Here is a 16,853-nt window from a genome sequence, read left to right on the forward strand (position 1 = left end):
CAATCCAGCGCTTCTGCCAAAGAACCGTCGACGTCCAGCAGAGATGTGGATAGAAACTTCGGAATCAGGACACTAGCACCTACCTGCGCGTCGTTGCCGCGCGTACGATCGCGCTGCCGATCATGTAGATGAGCGCGACACTTAAGCTGATAGCGACAATCCTGGTCGGCATCGAAGCGGCGGCCCAAGTCCCTGACGGGTTAGCGACAAGTTCGTAGAGAAAGTTCAAGGTCCGGGTTCCTGTTCTGTGTTGCTGTCGCGGTTTACCGATCAATCCCACCATAACGGAAACGGTACGGAACGGCAGATCTTCAAGGTCGGTTGAAAGCTAGACCAAACTCATTGCTAACCCGTTAGCGCACAACTCCCGCCCCATTGACCCCGTCTCGACTGATCCTCTAGCCTGCGGTTGAGCCGCGAGGTTCCACATAAAAATGCTCTTGTCCAAAGAGATATATCCAGGAGGACGCCCGATGCGGACCCACCGTCTGCTTTTGCTGGCCGCAGTCGTGGTGCCCGTGCTCTGGGGCCAACTGCCTCACGCACAGGCGCAATCTCCGAAATTCCTCCTTGGCCTCGTCTCGATTTCCGCGAACGAAGCCAATAACGCGCGATTCATTCGAGGCGCGCAGAAGGAAGCGGCGGCTAAGGGCTGGACCGTTTCGGTTATCGACGCGGCAGGCAGCGCCGATCAGGCGAATGCCGCGATTCAGAATCTCGTGCAGCGGAAAGCCGGCGCGATCATCGATCTCGTCTTTCCAGCAACCTCACTCGGCGCGGGCCTGGCCGCCGCTAGGGCCGCCAATATTCCGGTCGCGACCTGGGGTGGTGGGCTCGGCAACGGCATCGTCGCGACCAATGGCAGCGGTGGTCCCCTGGCCATCCCGATCATCACCGCCGCTGCCGCTTACCTCGGTCCCAACGGCTCACTGCTCGCTTTGACCTATCACACCGGCGAGGTGTGCCGGCAGCGCGAGGAGGTGATGGATGGCATTCTCGCCAAGACGCCGGGGATCAAGGTCACCAAGAACGAGGTCCGCATTCCCGGCTATTTCCAGGACGGCGCGCAATACGCCACCGCCTGGCTCGCGGCACATCCGGCCGGCGGCAAGCTCGCGATCTGGGGTTGCTGGGACGATCCAGCGATCGGCGCCATCTCCGCGCTCCGCCAGCAGATGCGGACGGATGTGAAGGTCTATGGCGAGAACGGCAACGCCCAGGCCATCGCTGCGATCCAGAAGGGCTTCATGGAAGCCACGGCTTGGCAGAACAGCGAACAGGAGGGCGTCACGCTAGTCGATACGGTCGCCGATGCCATCGCCGCTGGAAAGTCGTGGCAGCCCAAGGCTGTCGAGGTTCCTCCCGTCGTGGTGACGTCGGCGACCGTCGCTGACTTCATCAAGGAACATCCCGACGCTCTTGGGAAATAGCGCCATCCAGCCTGTCGGCGCGGAGACCGCTACACCAGCGACCGTATCTTCACTGGTTCGCGTCACCGGCCTGCGCAAGCACTATGGCGGTGTGCGCGCGCTAAAGGGTGTCGATCTCGACCTTCGCGCTGGCGAGATCCATGGGCTTGTCGGTGCGAACGGCGCCGGCAAGTCCACGCTAATCAAGATCCTCGCTGGGCTGGAATCCCCGGACGCAGGCGAAATCTCCGTGGACGGCACGCCCGTCTCCATCGCGACGCCGGATCAGGCGACCGCGCTCGGGCTGAGCTTCATCCACCAGGAGCTCAACCTCGTACCGCGGATGTCGGCGCTGCAAAACATCATGCTCGGCGTTCCCAAAGCCAGCACGCTCGGCCTGGTCGACTGGCGCCGCGTGCGTCAGCTCGTCCAGCCCATTGCCACCCGCGTCGGCATCAGGTTTTCGCTTGAAACTCCCGCTGCCGCGTTGAGCGTGGCCGAAGGCTGGCTGGTCTCGATCTGCCGTGCCCTGGTGCGCCGATCGCGTCTCATCGTGATGGACGAACCCACCGCGTCCCTCTCGGCCCATGAATGCGACAACCTGTTCCGCATCGTGCGCGACCTTTCGGGCAATGGCGTCGCGGTGTTGTACGTCTCGCATAGGCTTGATGAGATCACTGGCCTCTGCCACCACGTGACAGCTTTCCGGGACGGCCTGCTCGCTGCGCAAATCGACCGTGCTAGCCTCAACCGCGCCCGCCTGGTCGAAGCGATCGTCGGCACGGACAAGCCGGAGACTTTCGCGCTCGCCGCTGCAAACGTGATCGCTCCGGAAAGCGACGAGATTGCGCTCAGCGTCCGGAACCTCCGTCGCGGCAGTGCCGTACGCGATGTCAGCTTCGACCTCCATAAGGGCGAGGTGCTCGGTCTGGGTGGCCTCGTTGGCTCCGGCCGCAGCGAGACCGTGCGGCTGATCTTCGGCGCCGATGCCATGCAGGGCGGCCAGATGACGCTCTGTGGCCGCGCTTTCACGCCGCGCACTCCGCATGATGCGGTCGAGGCGGGTGTGGGTCTAGTGCCCGAGGAACGGCGCTCGGAGGGCCTGGTGCTGGCGAAGAGCGTGGCCTTCAACCTCAGCCTGACCTCGCTGCTCGGCCTGCATGTCGCGCCACCTTTGCCACTTATGAGCATGCGGCGCCGCGATAAACAGGCGCAGGAGATGAGCCAGCGGCTGCTCATCAAGATGCCCAATGTCGCGACGCCTGTCGGCCGACTCAGCGGCGGCAATCAGCAGAAAGTCGTGATCGGCAAATGGCTTTCGCGTAGTCTGCGCGTGCTCATCCTCGACGAACCATCGCGCGGCGTCGATATCGGCGCGCGCCAGGAAATCCATCGCATCATCCGCGAACTTGCCACTCAAGGCGTGTCGATCATCGTGATTTCCTCCGAGACGGAGGAACTGCCGGGCCTCTGCGACCGCGTCCTCGTCATGGTGGAGGGCCGCATCGCCACGGAGCTGCGCGGCGCTGCCATCACCCGCGAGGCCCTGGTCCAGGCCAGCTATCTCAGCACCGAGGAATCTCAGCCATCATGACGACCGCGTCAGGCGCCGCGCCCGAGCAGGAGAAAACCAGCGCGCTGCCGTCGCTGCTGGCCAAATACGGCACGATCGTCGGGCTGGTGATCATGATCGGCGCATTCTCCGCCATGGCACCCGCCGCCTTTCCGACGCTGTCGAACGGCATCAACGTTCTCAACCAGGCAGCGCTCGCCTTGATCATTGCGGGCGGCCTGACCGTTGCCGTCATCGTCGGCGAGCTAGACCTCAGCATCGGTTTCGCCGCCAGTTTCGAGGGCGTTCTCGTCACCGGCCTCATGGTCAATGACGGTCTGCCGCCGGCCGTTGCAATTCCGATCGTGCTGCTGGTCGGCGCGCTGATCGGTCTGATCAACGGCCTCATCGTCACTAAAGTCGGCGTCAATTCGGTGATTGCCACACTCGGCACCGGCACGATCGTCGTAGGCCTGAACTTCGCCTATTCCAGCGGCGCCCCAATTGCCGCGGGCGTGCCCGATAGCTTTGTCAATATCGCCTTGGGGAGATTGTGGGGCATTCCGCACAACGTGCTCATCATGATTGTCGTGACAGCTCTGCTTTGGGTTTTGGTCGAGCGCACTTCCATTGGTCAAAGCATCCAGGCGGTGGGCGGCAATCCGCTCGCCGCGCGGTTCAGCGGCATCCGTGTCGATCGCATCAAGATCATGGGCTTCATGGTGGCGGGTGTCTGCGCCGCGATCACCGGCATCCTTCTGGCCTCGGCTTTGGGCAGCGGCACCACCAGCGCCGCCGATAGCTATCTGCTTACCGCTTTCGCCGCGGTCTTCCTGGGGTCGGCTACCTTGCGGGACGGCGAGTTCCACATCATCGGCACACTATTCGGGGGGCTGATCATCGCCATCGGCTTCAACGGCTTGGCGATTTTCGGAGCGCCCACCTTCTATCAATACGTTTTCCAGGGCGCGATCCTGATCCTCGCCGTCGGGCTAAGCAGCCTTGGCCGCCGCTACGCGAACCGGTGAGAATTCATTGCGTGGTCAGTAGGTGGTTTCCAGCGCGATATCGGGTACCGGCGAGCCACTCCAGCTGAACCGATAGCGCGCATGTTTCCGCACATGCGTCACCAACCCAGGCCGGAAACAGGCCAGACACGTCCCGGCCGGGTATCGCACGCTCGGATAGACGATACCGGCGGACCCCGTCTCGACCAAAGTTTCGGCCAGAAGCTGCGATTTCCGGTAGTCGTTGGGATCGAGGCAGCCGGCGAAACCCGCATCGTTTCGGATATCGTGGAAGGCGGCGGAGAAGTCGGCGAGGTAGCTGTCATAGGTCATGGAATCGGTGAAGTAGCCGATTTCCCCCAATTCCACCGACTTGTGCCAGGCGACCTCGGCCTGCGCGGCGCCCAGCTCGAAAGCGGCATACCACGCACCGCGATCCGGTCCGTTGAAGCGGCTGCCAAGCGGATGCGCATGCGTGAAGGCGGCATTGACGATGCGAAAACAAGGCGAGGGGCCGAGCAATTCCTCCCGCGCGATCCCCGGCTGCCGTTCATTCTCCGCCAGCAGCCGCTCGTTGGTGGCGTGGTCGAGATCGAAGATTGCCGCCAGCGTCTTCTCGTCCGCCGTAAGGCGCGCCAGCACGCTCGCGCCGTTGTCGCTGTATTTGGAAGAGATGAGCCGGTGGGTATCGTTCTGGCGAAGTGCCGTGAGCCGCGGTGTCACATTCCGCCCCGGCGCGCATCGAGCAGCCGCCGCAGCGTCTGGAAGGCAGGCAATCCGCCGCGGATGAGATAGGCGAGGGGCGTCATGTCGGCAAAGATTCGATTGCTATTGGGCATCGTCATCCAGCGATCGGCCAGCGCCTCGCCATAGAGGATGTTCAACGCTTTGAAGACGCCGACGAGATAGGAAACCCGCCGCAACCGGTCCTCGTCCAGCAGCCGGCCATGATCCTTCTTGAGTTCATAGAAACTGCCGTTGGACATCGTGCCGAGGAGGCGGCGCGCATCCTCGTCCCGGATTTTCCACCTCTGCATGATGGCAAAGAACGCCGTCAGCCCCGCCCCACTCAGCCGCTCCCGTTCGGTTCGGTCAGAGAGGTCGATGAGCGGGGCAAGCTCGTAGCGTGTGACGGGGTAGGAGAGGTGGATCGACAACGGAGGCGCCTAATTTGCGATAACTCCAGAATCGGAGTGAATGGCGCAATGTCAAGCATCACGTGTCGCAGGGCGGCGACCTGATCGTGTTGACGGCCATCCGGGCCGCCTCCGCAAGTCCTAGGTGAACCGCCCCGACCGGGGAAAGCCCACCGGCGGCTGGCGACCCGCCTGGGCACGACTTCCCAGCCAGTCGCGCAGGTTCGTCTCGGTCCGCACCCGCTCCCCGCTCTTCCAGCTCAACCCGTCCGCCAGACGGAAAATCCGCGCATCGGCGATGCCGCCTTCCTTATAGCGTTGCAGCTGCACCCCGGTACCGCGCGCCATCTCCGGCACCTCGGCCAGAGGGAACACCAACATCTTCCGGTTCTCGCCCACCACAGCGATGTGGTCGCCAACGGCCTCCACGCATAAGGCCAACTCCTCGCCGGGCTTCACGTTGAGAACCTGCTTGCCGGCCTTACGCTCGGACAACAGATCCTCGGCCTTCACGAGAAAACCCCGCCCAGGCGAGGAGGCGAGCAGGAATCGGGCCTCCGCGGTCCAGGTGAAGAACGCCACCACTTCATCCTCGTTGCCGAACTCCGCGAGCAGCCGCACCGGCTGGCCATCGCCGCGACCGCGCGGAATATCCGCCGCCTTCAGCGTATAGGCGCGGCCGTTCGTCGCGAGCAGGCACAGCCGGTCGGTCGTCTCGCAGGCCACGATGGAGCGTAGCGCATCGCCTTCCTTGAAGCGTAGCTCAGCATCATTCGCGAGATGCCCGCGCACCGCGCGCACCCAGCCCTTCTGCGACAGGATCACCGTGATCGGCTCGCGCTCCACCAGAGACGCCTCGTCGATTTCCACCACGGGCGGCGCCGCGCCCATGGTCGTGCGCCGGTCGCCCGGCGGACCCTGGCCAAAGGCGGCGCGCGTCTTCTCCACTTCCTGTGCGATGCGGTCCCAGCGCATGCCTTCCTTATCGAGCAGCGTGCGGAGATCCTTGCCTTCCTTCGTGAGAGACTTGTGTTCCTTGCGAAGCTCGATCTCCTCCAAGCGGCGCAACGAACGCAGCCGCATGTTGAGAATTGCCTCGGCCTGCAAATCCGAAATCTCGAAACGCCGCATCAGCGCGGGTTTTGGCTCATCCTCCTCGCGGATGATACGAATCACCTCGTCGAGATTGAGAAAGACCGCGAGATAGCCGTCGAGAATCTCAAGCCGGCGCTCGATCGCGGTCAGCCGGTGGCGCGACCGCCGCACCAGCACCTCGTGCCGGTGATCGAGCCAGGCCCGCAACACGTCGCGCAACGGCATCACGCGCGGGGTGCGTGTCGCATCGAGCACATTCATATTCAGCGGCACACGCGTCTCGAGTTGCGTCGCGCGGAACAGGCTCTCCATCAGCATCGATGGCTCGACCGTGCGGCTTTTCGGTTCGAGAACCATGCGCACCAGTTCGGCGCTCTCGTCCCGAACATCGGCGAGCAACGGAAGTTTCCGTTCCTCCATCAATGCCGCGATCTGCTCGATCAGCCGCGACTTCTGCACCTGATAGGGGATTTCGGTGACGACAATGGTCCAGGTGCCGTGCTTGCCATGCTCCACGCTCCAGCGCGCGCGCAGCCGGAAGCTGCCGCGTCCAGTCTCGTAAGCCTGCAGAATTGCCGCGCCGTCCTCGACCAACTCGCCGCCGGTGGGGAAGTCGGGACCCGGCATGAACTGCAGCAACTCGGCGGTAGTCGCCTGAGGCTTGCGAATGAGCAAGGTCGCGGCGGCGCAGATTTCTCCGGCGTTATGCGGCGGGATGGAGGTCGCCATGCCTACGGCGATACCGGCGGCCCCGTTGGCGAGCAGGTTCGGGAAGGCGCCGGGCAGCACCAACGGCTCCTGCTCCTCGCCGTCATAGGTGGCGCGGAAATCGACGGCGTCCTCGTCGATCCCCTCCAGCAGGGCCTGGGCGATGGTGGTTAGCCGAGCCTCAGTGTAACGCATCGCCGCCGCGTTATCGCCGTCGATATTGCCGAAATTCCCCTGGCCTTCGACCAGCGGATAGCGCACCGCGAAATCCTGCGCGAGCCGCACCATGGCCTCGTAGATCGAGGCGTCGCCGTGGGGATGGAACTTACCCATCACGTCACCCACCACGCGGGCGCATTTCTTGAACGCCGCCGCCGGGTCCAGCCGTAGCTGGTGCATCGCGTAGACCAGCCGGCGATGGACCGGCTTCAACCCGTCCCGCACGTCCGGCAGGCTGCGCGACATGATGGTGGAGAGCGCGTAGGCGAGGTAGCGCTCGCCCAGAGCATCGGCGAGCGGCGCGTCCTCGATATGGCCGGCGAGGTCATCAGGCATCGGCACCCCCAGGAGCAACGGGAACGGATCGCGAACGGATCGCCGCGTCGAGCGTCTCATAGAGATGCCGCCGCGGTTCGGGAAGCGGCCGATGCTGGTGGCCGAACGCGTCTCGCTCCAGGAAATGGCCGGTCAGCCGCAGCGCATCCCGCCATTCCGTGTCGTCGCCGCTCGCCTCGGGGTCACGCAGGAAGGGGGGCAGTCGCAGCAGCCGCTCGCGCCAAATCCCGACGGCGGCCTTGGCCACCGCCCGGCCGGTGCGGGGCGAGACGTAATGCAGGTCGTCCGTGGCGCCCGTTACGGCGCATTGGGTGATGTCGAGTCCATAGCCGAGATCGGCGAGCAGGGTCATCTCCCAACGCGCCAGATCGCCGGCGGTCGCAACGCCGGCTCCGGCGCCGGCCAGCAGACGCAGCAGTCCGAGGAACACGCGCGGATGCCCCTCTCGCTCAGGCAACGCGCCAGCCGCCACAGCACAGGCGGCGCGCAGAAGCGCGAGCGGCCCGGCCTCCGCCATAGCGGAAGCGGCGGTCGCCTGAATGACTTCGCCGGTGATACTGCCGAGCTGGTCCGGCAGACGTCCGACCCACCGCAAGTGAAGCAGGTTGCCCGCCTGCCAGCTTGCGGCGCGTCCCCGAGACGCCCCACCCCGCGCAAGACCGCGATGGACGCCATGTTCCTCAGTGAAAACGGAGACGATCAGGTCGCCCTCGCCATAGGCGCGACCGTCAAGCACGAGCCCCGGCGCCTCCCATTCCATCAGCTACCACACATAAAGATATGTTTATGTCTGGCTGGAGGAGGGCAGGTGCTCCTTCAGGCGCGGCATAAGCTCGACGAGGTTGCAGGGGCGGTGGCGGCTGTCGAGCTGTGTGACCAGAATGTCGTCCCAGCCGTCTTTGACGGCGCCCGTGCTGCCGGGCAGAGCGAAGAGATAGGTGCCCCCGGCCACACCACCGAGCGCACGGGATTGGATCGTTGACGAGCCGATCTTGGCATAGCTCAGCATCCGGAAGAGTTCGCCGAAGCCGGTGATTTCCTTTTCGAGCACCTGCGCGAAGGCCTCGGGCGTCACGTCTCGCCCGGTGACGCCGGTGCCGCCGGTGGTGATCACCACATCGATCGAGGGATCGGCGATCCAGCCGCGCAGCGCGGCGGTGATGGCCAGGGCATCATCCCGCTCGATCCGCCGGTCGGCGACGCGATGCCCCGCCGCCGCGATGCGCGCGACAAGCGTATCGCCCGAGCGATCATCGGCAAGGCTTCGCGTATCGGAAACGGTCAGGACGGCGATGTTGACGGGGAGGAAGACAGGGTCCGCAGCCATCCACCGATATTAGTGGATCGTCGGCGACCCCGCCATGGCGGTGGCGGTCATACGGGGGAATTGTCCCTCCGCCAGAGCATCCAGACTCGCCGAGGGGAGCCGCAACTGCGCCGCGTAAGCCCAGCTATAGCGCAAGACGCCAAATACGAAGTGCCGAGTCTCCGGGTTCGGGATCATCTCGATATACAGCAGAGGGTCCTGCATCGCGATGGCGGCATTGTCCCAGCCGTCAGCTTGGGTCGGACCCGCATTGTAGCTCACAAGAATCCGCAGCAGATCGCCATCGGTCTGTTGCGCCAGATAGTTCAGGTAACGCTGGCCCATCTCAAGGTTGAAAGCGGGGTCGGCCAAGCCTGAGGCGCGGCGCTGAACGTGTCCGCTGCCCGTATGGTTCATGAAAGCGGCGGTCGCTGGCATGAGCTGCAGCAGCCCCTGCGCCCCGGCACCCGAAACCGCCTTGGTGTCGAAGTTGGATTCGACCCTGACCAGCGCATAGAGCAGCGCCGGATCGACATGCAGCCCGTGTCGCGGGAATAGCGAGCGCGGCGGGATCACCACCGGCGTCGCGCTGCCGCGCGTCGGATCTAGGCTCGCAAGTTGGCTCGCCAAGGTCGCCATGCCCGCCTGCCAGGCGACCAGCATCAGCGCGCGCTGCAATCCCGGATCGCCGGAGATTTCAGGATAGAGCATCCGGAATTCTGCCTCGGCCGCGTCGGTCTGCCCGACCTGCAGCAGCGCGAAAGCGCGCTCGGCCCGCGGATTGCTGGCGAGCGCGTCGAGATCGGCGAGGCCCAAAGTCTGCTTCGCGAAAACACCGGTTGGCGAGTCTTGCCCCAGCATATGATCGGCGAGCATGGCGTAGAACCCATCCCCGCTCGCGGCGGATCGTCGCATCCAGGAGAGGTAGTCCATATCCTTGCCCGCCCGAAGCGCTGCGCGGGCCGCCCAGTAGGAGGCCGCCGCGACGAGCTCGTGAGAAGCCGCGGGCGCATTAGCCGCCTGGCCAAACAGTGCTTCGGCCGCGTCATCATTCCCACGCCAGGCAGCGAGGCCGGCGACAAAGGCGGGCAAGCCGAGACGGCCATGCGACTCCTGCATCGCCTGGCGCGCGATCACGAGGGCGGTGCCGTTACGGTCCTTGGCGAAAGCGGTGCGAGCCACCTCGGCACGCAGCGTAGCGCCGTATAGGGGATCGATCCGCGCCGCCGAGATGCTGGCGACGGCCTGTTTGATCTGGCCGCCGAGGCTCAGCCCGATGACACCGGCGTCGAAAGCGGGCTGTCGCCGGACGCCGCTATCCGAGGGCCGCAAGTCGAGATCGGCGCTTGCCCGAGCCTGCGGCAGTGCGAGCGAGGGCAGCGCCGGCACGGCCGGGATGTCCTTGCGCACCTTCACCCGACGAAGAAGGAGCGCGGTGATCGCCGGGGCATCCGCCTGGTCGCCATAGTTCGCCAGCCATTGCCGCAGATCCGGCGCGCCGATGCGCGTATGTGGGCTGAGATAGCGGTCGGCCAGGATGCGGCCGAGCAGTATGCGGTTGGAGAGCCGGGCCGTGGTGTCCACGGCGGCTGAGATCTTGCCGCGATCTTGAAGGTCGAAAATTTGCCGTACGAGAGCGGCATCGCTGGGATTGAGCGGCTGCGGCAGCGCAACGCCGTCACTACCATGAGGTGCCACGCGCGGCACCGCATAGGCCACCTGGTCCTGCGGTTGGTTGTCCATCGTGGCCCTCTCTTGCGCCCGAGCGTGGAGACCGGGCGCGGCCGTTCCAGCAAGGATTGCAGCGCTCGCGATGACAGCGCGGGCATTGAGAAGGCGGGAGAACGTAGTGACGATCCCTCGCATCCGAGGACCGGTACAACAAGACGCTACAGCATCGCAACCCTCATGGAAGCATTTCCGGCCAGTTAATGGTGATTTGGTTCAATGCTCATTGTTTATTTACGTACTATTACGGAATGAACACTGGTAATCGCTAGTAATCTTGAACTCGTTCTTGCAGTGAAATCAGGTCGTTCCAGGCTTCTCTTTTCGCGCTAGGTGTACGCATTAGATACGCTGGGTGATAAGTTGCTAAAGCTGGCACTCGCTCAACCATACCGGGAACTTCAAGATCATACCAATTGCCGCGAATGCGCCGGATGCCCTGGCTATTGCCGGTGAGCGCGCGGGCCGACGTTGCTCCCAGCAAAAGGACATGGCGCGGGGCGACCAGCGCGATGTGGCGCATGACGAACGGCAGGCAGGTCGCGACCTCGACATCCGAAGGTGACCGGTTGCCGGGCGGCCGCCAGGGAATGATGTTGGTGATCAGAACCCCGGTTCGGTCGAGCCCGATGCTCCCTAGCATGCGGTCGAGCAACTGGCCGGAGGGACCAACGAAAGGCCGACCCGCGCGATCCTCTTCGCCGCCCGGAGCCTCGCCGATGATCATGATCGGTGCCGCGGGATTGCCGTCCGAGAAGACCAGATTGGTCGCGGTGTCGCGCAATGCGCAGCCCTCGAAGCCCGCTATGGCGGCGCGCAACGCCTCCAGAGACTCGCAGGAGGCTGCAAGTGCCGCCGCTTGAGCGGGCGCCGGCCGGTTGACCCCGCCGAGGAAGGCCACCGGGGAACGCAAGCTGGGCGTGGAGAGTGCTGAGTCCATGCGCAAGGCTGCTGCCGGTGACGTGGCGGGGCTTTCGGTCTCGGGCGGCGCCGTTTTCTCGACCGCCAGCCTGGCGCCGCTCGCACGTTCCGCCAAGCGGTCGAACGGCGTGTCGGCGAGCGCCTCGTCGGCGCCCCACTCGATCTGCAGGCGGAGGAGCGCCAGGTCATCCATGGACTGCGAGCGACTCCCTCATGCCCCGGTCGGCTCCGGCGTCTCGCTGTCGAGCCGCGCCATCCCGTGGCGGTCATAACGGTCTCCGGCCGCCGCGCCCGGCGGCGCGATGGCCCCGATCCGCTCCAGATCGGCGGGCGTCAGGACGATGTCGAGCGCCGCCAGAGCCTCCTCCAACTGGTCCCGCCGCCGCGATCCGGCGAGAGGCAGGATGTCGGGTCCCTGGCAGGCGACCCAGGCGATGGCCAGTTGCCCGACGGTCACGCCCTTTTCGACCGCGACGGCTTTCAGACGTTCGACGATCTTGAGGTTGTGGGCGAGGTTCGCGCCGCCGAAGCGAGGCAGGTTCTTGCGCGTGTCGCCGACCGCGCCGTCCGGCGACCACCTCCCGCTCAACAACCCCCGTCCTAGGACGCCATAGGCGGTGATGCCGATGCCAAGCTCGCGGCAGGTTGGCAGAATCGCCGCTTCGATCCCGCGTGCCAGAAGGGAGAATTCGATCTGCAGATCCGCGATCGGATGCACCGCCTGGGCGCGCCGCAGGGTCGCGACACCCACTTCGGATAGGCCGATGTGGCGGACGTAACCTTCCTCCACCAACCGCGCGATCGCCCCGACTGTCTCCTCGATCGGCACCTCAGGGTCCAGGCGGGCGGGGCGGTAGATATCGATATAGTCCGTGCCGAGTCGCTGCAGGGAATAGGCGAGCGCGCTCTTCACCGCGGCCGGCCGGCAGTCGAAGCCGACGAAGCCGCCCGCCGGATCGCGCATGGCGCCGAATTTCACGCTGTAAATCAGCTTCTGACGGGCGGCGGTGTCGAAGGCCTCGCGCAACAGCAGCTCGTTGTGGCCCGCGCCGTAAAAGTCGCCGGTGTCGAAGAAGTCGAGGCCGCGGTCGCGCGCGGCGCGCAGGGTCGCGATGCTCTCGTCATGCTCCGCGGCGCCGTAGAAGTCGGACATGCCCATGCAGCCAAGTCCCAGGCCCGTGACATGCGGTCCGTCGCTTCCCAAGGTCACGCTGTACATCGTCGCTATTCCTCCAGAGGCGCAACGCGGCTGGCCACCGCGGCGCCGATGCTTCCTCCGAACCGTCGCCTCCGGCAAGCCATTCGACCGGAAAGCTCAGCGGTAATGCGGGAGCGCTGAACATCTCACCTGGACACTATCCGGAGCGCAAACCGCATTACATCGCGGAAAAGCACCAGCCTGCCGAGGTCGCCCGGATGGTGCGCTGCCGCCACCGCTGATACCATCCCGCCATGAGAAATGGCCCCATGCTTTGCCGCAGCATTCTGCTGGCTTTGACCGCGCTCTCCGCTTGCGCCGCGAGTACGCCACCTGACGCCGCTGGTGCCCTGCCCCCCGGTAGAGGCGCTTATGCCGATTTCCTGGTCGGGCAATATGCCGCAAGCCGGATGGATTTCCCCCAGGCGGCCAGCGCCATGCGTCAGGCGCTGCGGCAGGACCCGGCCGCGAATGGCCTACTGGGCGAGGCCTTCCTGTTGGAGCTGCTCGCCGGCAATCATGGCACCGCCAGCGCGCTGGCGACCGGGGTGCCCCATGATCCCCTGGCGGCGCTGCTGCTCGCCGGATCCAGCGCGCGAGCGGGGCGCTGGAAAGACGCGCTGCACCGCTACCAGTCCATCCCGACGCCTGACGGCCTCACCAAGATCATGAAGCCGTTGCTGATCGCATGGGCGCAGCGGGGCGCCGGCCAGACAGACGCCGCGCTCGCCACGCTGCAGACCCTGGCGAATGCGCCGAACCTGCGCAGCATTTACGCCTTGCACACAGCGCTCATCGCCGATCAGGCCGACCGCATCGCGGTCGCCGCGCAGAATTACGGCTTGGTGCAGGGCAGCGTCGGCGTCGTCAATCTCCGGCTCGCGCAGGTGGTTGCGAGCTGGGATCTGCGTTCGGGCGATAAGGCCGGAGCCTACCGCGTGCTGGATGGGCTGAACGGCGATCTGGCGCTTGCGATGGTGGTGCCCGCACTCAAGGCGCATCTCGCGACTGTCCCTGTGCGGAACGCGACGGACGGTTTGGCGGAGGCCTATGTCAATCTTGCCGGTGCCTTGCAGGACCAGCAGAACTCGCAGCAGGTCCCGGCGGCGGTGCGGCTGCGCAATCAGCAGACCACGCTGATTCTGCTCCAGCTCGCCCTGCAGCTCAGGCCGGATTTCACCGCCGCCCGGTTGCTGCTCTCAGACGTCACGGATACCGGGCACAACGCCGTTGTGGCGCTGGCGCCTCTCGCCAGCATCGGCAAGAGCGATCCGCTCTATCCGCTCGCCGCCATGCGTCGCGCGGTGCTCGAAACGCGGCTCGGCCAGGATGCCGATGCACGCCGGCTGCTAACCGACCTCGCCGCGGCCTATCCCTGGAGCGCCGAGCCATTGCTGGCGCTGGGAGATCTTCAGCGCGGCGGTGCGCACTACAATGATGCGGCGACATCCTTCACTGCCGCGCTCAAGCGTTTGCCAACGGGCAGCCCGGTGATCTGGCTGGTCTATTACGATCGCGGCATGGCCTATGATCTCGGCGGCGACTGGCCACGCGCGCAGGCCGATTTGCAGCAGGCGCTGAAGCTGGCCCCGACACAACCGGATGTTCTCAACTACCTCGGCTATAGCTGGGCCGTGCGGAAGCAGAATCTACCGCAGGCTCGCCAGATGATCGAGCAGGCGCTGCGGGCGGTGCCGGATAGCGGCGCCATCGTCGATAGCCTTGGCTATGTCCAGATGCGGCAGGGCGATGCGAAGGGAGCCGTCGCGACACTGACTCGCGCCGTGCAGCTTGCCCCCGATGATCCGACCATCAACGCCCATCTCGGCGACGCCTATGCGGCGGATGGCCGCCGGGTGCAGGCGATGTTCCAGTGGCGCCGCGCGTTGCAGCTCGGTCCGGACGCTGGCCTGACGGCTGAGCTATTGGGCAAGCTGCAACTTCAGACTGCCGAGGCCACGCCAACCGCGCCGGTTCCAGTGAACACGCCAGCGGCGAAGGCTCCGGCGGCGGGTGGCGCGCAGCCCGCGAAGCCGAGCGAGAAGCCGGCGACAAAGGCCCCCGACGCCGGGTCTCCTGGCGCGACACCTGGGGCGATTCCGCCCGGCGCCACGCCGCCAGCCGCTACGTCGCCGGCGCTTGCGCCAACTACCCCGCCCGCGATCATCAAGCCGCCTTTGCCAGCCAAAAACTGAGGCGCGGCTGATGCCGGTCAAAGATCATTCCCGTAACGATGCCTGCGGGTTCGGCCGAGCCGCGTGGCGTCCTAGCGTGCCATGACCGGGCAGACGGGCAGGCTGTTGGCCGGGACACCGGAAACCGCGACCGACGCTTTGGGTTTCGCGCCAGCCAAGATAAACCTCAGCCTGCGCGTCACCGGGAAACGCGCGGATGGCTACCATCTGCTCGATAGCCTCGTGGTCTTCGCGGGTGTCGGGGACCGCTTGTCGGTAAAACCGGCCGACACGCTGTTGCTGACCGTCTGCGGCCCATTCGGCGCCAGTCTGAGCGGCGAGAGCGACAACCTGGTCCTGCGCGCTGCCCGTGCCTTGGCGGCGGAGGCGGGTATCGCGCCCCGAGGCGCCCTGGTGCTGGAGAAGGCGCTGCCGATCGCTTCCGGTATCGGCGGTGGCTCATCAGACGCGGCGGCCGCCCTGCGTCTGCTCGATCTTGCCTGGACCCTCGCGACGCCCGCTGACGTCATGGGTCGCATCGCGGTCGGCCTCGGCGCGGACGTGCCGGTGTGTGTCGACCGTTTGCCCGCGCGGATGAGGGGTATCGGCGAGAAATTGACCGGGCTCCCCCCCTTGCCCCAGCTGGGGCTGATATTGGCAAATCCCGGAGTGGCCGTCTCCACCGCCGCAATCTTCCGCGCTCGCTCTGGCGTGCCTTACTCTCCCGAAGCGCCCGAAGCGCCCGAATCGCCCGGGTGGCCGAGCCTGACCGCGCTGGTCGCGCAGCTCACGGGCGAGCCCAATGATCTGGAAGCGGCGGCGATCAGCCTGGAACCTTCGATCGGATCGGTGCTGTCGGCCTTGCGTGCGCTGCCGGGTTGCCTGCTGGCCCGGATGAGCGGTTCGGGGGCTACTTGCTTCGCGCTCTTTGCGGATCCGGAAGCGGCCGGGGTGGCCGCTGCGGGATTGCAGCCAGAAGCGTGGTGGCGATGGGGCGGAGGTCTTTACGTGCCACCCGCCTCGGCCTTATGAGCAGGCGCCGCTCGCGATTGGGGCGTAGCCAAGCGGTAAGGCAGCGGATTTTGATTCCGCCACGCGGAGGTTCGAATCCTCCCGCCCCAGCCACGCCTCCGTGATCGCCGAGCCTCTGGTTTGCCAGCGTCGCCACTCTATCTGTTTCGAACGAAACAGGAACGGAGCGACGTCATGGCTACTCGAACCAAAGTGCAGGACGATCAGACCGAGGCGAATCCGAAAACAGCGGAGCAGGGCGAGCTGCCCTCCAACACGGTCAAGGATCCCGCTGATTGGACCACCGGCGGAGAAAGCATGACTGGCGCTCAGGCCTCCTACCTCAAGACACTCAGCGAGGAGGCCGGCGAAGCGTTTGACGCCAACTTATCGAAGGCGGATGCCTCCAAGCGCATCGATGAGTTGCAGTCGGCAACCGGGCGCGGCCGGAATCACTGAGGCCCGCGCGCAAGCAGCGCCTCCACCTCCGCCCGGCGGGGCATCCCGGCGCCGGCGCCGGCCTTTGTGACCTTGAGCCCCGCGACCGCGCAGGCGAAGGGAAGCGCCTCTTCAATCGAGCGGCCCTCGGCGAGCGCGACGGCAATCGCGGCATTGAACGAATCGCCTGCCCCTGTCGTATCCACGAGAGGGCCCGCGCGCAGGCTGGCTGCCAGCACGGTTCGTCCCTGCCGCCGCAACATGGCCCCTGCGGGGCCGAGAGTAACGATGACCGCGCCGGCGCCACGGGCGATGAGCACATCCGCGGCCGCTTCGGCCTCGGATGGATTGCGAACGGGAAGTCCGGACAGTGCCGCCGCCTCGGTCTCATTTGGGGTGAGGATGTCGACCAGCCCCAACACCTCGTCGGGCAGTTCCGCCGCAGGAGCCGGATTTAGGATGGTGACGAGCCCGGCCGCGCGTGCGCGTCGCAGCGCATGTAAGACGGGCGGAAGCGGTGTCTCAAGCTGCGTGAGGAATACTTTCGAGGCAGCGAAGGCCGTCGCGGCGTTGTCTATCTCCAACGCCGTCAACGCGGCGGCGGCTCCCGGCACG

General features: G+C 65.7%; 16 protein-coding genes and 1 tRNA gene. 7 read left to right on the forward strand and 10 right to left on the reverse strand.

Features of this window, described 5'->3' with window-relative positions; translation table 11 throughout:
• Positions 1–188 (reverse strand): hypothetical protein (locus GSQ92_RS30195; protein ID WP_216856815.1); only part of this gene is annotated, 188 nt, incomplete at its 3' end.
• A gap of 285 nt (positions 189–473) precedes the next feature.
• On the opposite strand from GSQ92_RS30195, the gene GSQ92_RS11905 reads away from it, so the two are divergent.
• The 3 genes from GSQ92_RS11905 to GSQ92_RS11915 are packed head-to-tail and all read left to right on the forward strand — an operon-like array spanning position 474 to position 3,989.
• On the forward strand, positions 474–1,430 hold the full coding sequence (locus tag GSQ92_RS11905; protein WP_158801848.1) for a substrate-binding domain-containing protein: 957 nt from the start codon (positions 474–476) through the stop codon (positions 1,428–1,430).
• Positions 1,420–3,003, forward strand: a complete 1,584-nt coding sequence (locus GSQ92_RS11910) for a sugar ABC transporter ATP-binding protein (protein ID WP_216849939.1) — start codon at positions 1,420–1,422, stop codon at positions 3,001–3,003. Before GSQ92_RS11905 ends, GSQ92_RS11910 begins: the two co-directional genes overlap by 11 nt.
• Positions 3,000–3,989 carry an ABC transporter permease gene (locus tag GSQ92_RS11915; protein WP_158801847.1) on the forward strand — a complete coding sequence of 330 codons (990 nt, stop codon included), beginning with the start codon at positions 3,000–3,002 and terminating at the stop codon, positions 3,987–3,989. Before GSQ92_RS11910 ends, GSQ92_RS11915 begins: the two co-directional genes overlap by 4 nt.
• Positions 3,990–4,004: 15 nt before the next feature.
• Here the strand turns inward: GSQ92_RS11915 and GSQ92_RS11920 are convergent, their stop codons facing one another.
• The 8 genes from GSQ92_RS11920 to GSQ92_RS11955 form a co-directional block, all read right to left on the reverse strand.
• Positions 4,005–4,691, reverse strand: coding sequence for an RES family NAD+ phosphorylase (locus GSQ92_RS11920; RefSeq protein WP_174246627.1), 687 nt, complete (start codon positions 4,689–4,691; stop codon positions 4,005–4,007).
• Complete coding sequence (locus GSQ92_RS11925) at positions 4,688–5,125, reverse strand: antitoxin Xre/MbcA/ParS toxin-binding domain-containing protein (protein ID WP_158801846.1); 438 nt, start codon at positions 5,123–5,125, stop codon at positions 4,688–4,690. Before GSQ92_RS11925 ends, GSQ92_RS11920 begins: the two co-directional genes overlap by 4 nt.
• A 120-nt stretch (positions 5,126–5,245) precedes the next feature.
• Positions 5,246–7,462, reverse strand: coding sequence for a DNA topoisomerase IV subunit A (parC, locus tag GSQ92_RS11930; RefSeq protein WP_159013499.1), 2,217 nt, complete (start codon positions 7,460–7,462; stop codon positions 5,246–5,248).
• The gene (gene recO / locus GSQ92_RS11935) at positions 7,455–8,222 is read right to left on the reverse strand and encodes a DNA repair protein RecO (RefSeq protein ID WP_159013500.1); all 768 of its coding nucleotides are present in this window, start codon (positions 8,220–8,222) and stop codon (positions 7,455–7,457) included. The genes parC and recO overlap by 8 nt, the downstream gene beginning before the upstream one ends.
• A 24-nt stretch (positions 8,223–8,246) precedes the next feature.
• Positions 8,247–8,789 (reverse strand): molybdenum cofactor biosynthesis protein B, encoded by a 543-nt coding sequence (gene moaB / locus GSQ92_RS11940; RefSeq protein ID WP_158801843.1) that lies wholly within the window; start codon positions 8,787–8,789, stop codon positions 8,247–8,249.
• Between the two features lie 9 nt (positions 8,790–8,798).
• Positions 8,799–10,511 carry a lytic transglycosylase domain-containing protein gene (locus GSQ92_RS11945; RefSeq protein ID WP_158801842.1) on the reverse strand — a complete coding sequence of 571 codons (1,713 nt, stop codon included), beginning with the start codon at positions 10,509–10,511 and terminating at the stop codon, positions 8,799–8,801.
• 253 nt (positions 10,512–10,764) lie between these two features.
• Positions 10,765–11,610: a uracil-DNA glycosylase family protein gene (locus tag GSQ92_RS11950; protein ID WP_159013501.1), complete on the reverse strand. Its 846-nt coding sequence runs from the start codon at positions 11,608–11,610 to the stop codon at positions 10,765–10,767.
• A gap of 18 nt (positions 11,611–11,628) precedes the next feature.
• The gene (locus tag GSQ92_RS11955; RefSeq protein WP_158801840.1) at positions 11,629–12,636 is read right to left on the reverse strand and encodes an aldo/keto reductase; all 1,008 of its coding nucleotides are present in this window, start codon (positions 12,634–12,636) and stop codon (positions 11,629–11,631) included.
• A 233-nt stretch (positions 12,637–12,869) separates the two neighbouring features.
• Here GSQ92_RS11955 and GSQ92_RS11960 point away from each other — a divergent pair, with 233 nt between their 5' ends.
• From GSQ92_RS11960 to GSQ92_RS11975, 4 genes are all read left to right on the forward strand, one after another.
• Positions 12,870–14,810, forward strand: coding sequence for a tetratricopeptide repeat protein (locus GSQ92_RS11960; RefSeq protein WP_159013502.1), 1,941 nt, complete (start codon positions 12,870–12,872; stop codon positions 14,808–14,810).
• Between the two features lie 81 nt (positions 14,811–14,891).
• Positions 14,892–15,821 (forward strand): 4-(cytidine 5'-diphospho)-2-C-methyl-D-erythritol kinase, encoded by a 930-nt coding sequence (locus GSQ92_RS11965; protein WP_158801838.1) that lies wholly within the window; start codon positions 14,892–14,894, stop codon positions 15,819–15,821.
• Positions 15,822–15,839: 18 nt separating this feature from the next.
• Positions 15,840–15,914: transfer RNA gene (locus GSQ92_RS11970), tRNA-Gln, on the forward strand.
• Between the two features lie 81 nt (positions 15,915–15,995).
• A complete protein-coding gene (locus GSQ92_RS11975; protein ID WP_158801837.1) occupies positions 15,996–16,259 on the forward strand; it encodes a DUF3072 domain-containing protein in 264 nt (87 codons plus the stop codon).
• Here the strand turns inward: GSQ92_RS11975 and GSQ92_RS30200 are convergent.
• On the reverse strand, positions 16,253–16,853 hold a 601-nt coding region (locus tag GSQ92_RS30200; protein ID WP_216856816.1), incomplete at its 5' end, for a PfkB family carbohydrate kinase. The genes GSQ92_RS11975 and GSQ92_RS30200 overlap by 7 nt on opposite strands.

Source organism: Acidisoma sp. S159 (assembly GCF_009766125.1).
Classification (GTDB): Bacteria; Pseudomonadota; Alphaproteobacteria; order Acetobacterales; family Acetobacteraceae; genus Acidisoma.

Excerpts from the sequence above, each read along its gene's own strand:
- GSQ92_RS11945 (WP_158801842.1), bottom strand. The coding sequence starts at position 10,511 with ATGGACAACCAACCGCAGGACCAGGTGGCCTATGCGGTGCCGCGCGTG.
- GSQ92_RS11965 (WP_158801838.1), top strand. The coding sequence starts at position 14,892 with ATGACCGGGCAGACGGGCAGGCTGTTGGCCGGGACACCGGAAACCGCG.
- GSQ92_RS11955 (WP_158801840.1), bottom strand. The coding sequence starts at position 12,636 with ATGTACAGCGTGACCTTGGGAAGCGACGGACCGCATGTCACGGGCCTG.
- GSQ92_RS11915 (WP_158801847.1), top strand. The coding sequence starts at position 3,000 with ATGACGACCGCGTCAGGCGCCGCGCCCGAGCAGGAGAAAACCAGCGCG.
- moaB (WP_158801843.1), bottom strand. The coding sequence starts at position 8,789 with ATGGCTGCGGACCCTGTCTTCCTCCCCGTCAACATCGCCGTCCTGACC.
- GSQ92_RS11975 (WP_158801837.1), top strand. The coding sequence starts at position 15,996 with ATGGCTACTCGAACCAAAGTGCAGGACGATCAGACCGAGGCGAATCCG.
- GSQ92_RS11960 (WP_159013502.1), top strand. The coding sequence starts at position 12,870 with ATGAGAAATGGCCCCATGCTTTGCCGCAGCATTCTGCTGGCTTTGACC.
- GSQ92_RS11950 (WP_159013501.1), bottom strand. The coding sequence starts at position 11,610 with ATGGATGACCTGGCGCTCCTCCGCCTGCAGATCGAGTGGGGCGCCGAC.
- GSQ92_RS11905 (WP_158801848.1), top strand. The coding sequence starts at position 474 with ATGCGGACCCACCGTCTGCTTTTGCTGGCCGCAGTCGTGGTGCCCGTG.
- parC (WP_159013499.1), bottom strand. The coding sequence starts at position 7,462 with ATGCCTGATGACCTCGCCGGCCATATCGAGGACGCGCCGCTCGCCGAT.
- recO (WP_159013500.1), bottom strand. The coding sequence starts at position 8,222 with ATGGAATGGGAGGCGCCGGGGCTCGTGCTTGACGGTCGCGCCTATGGC.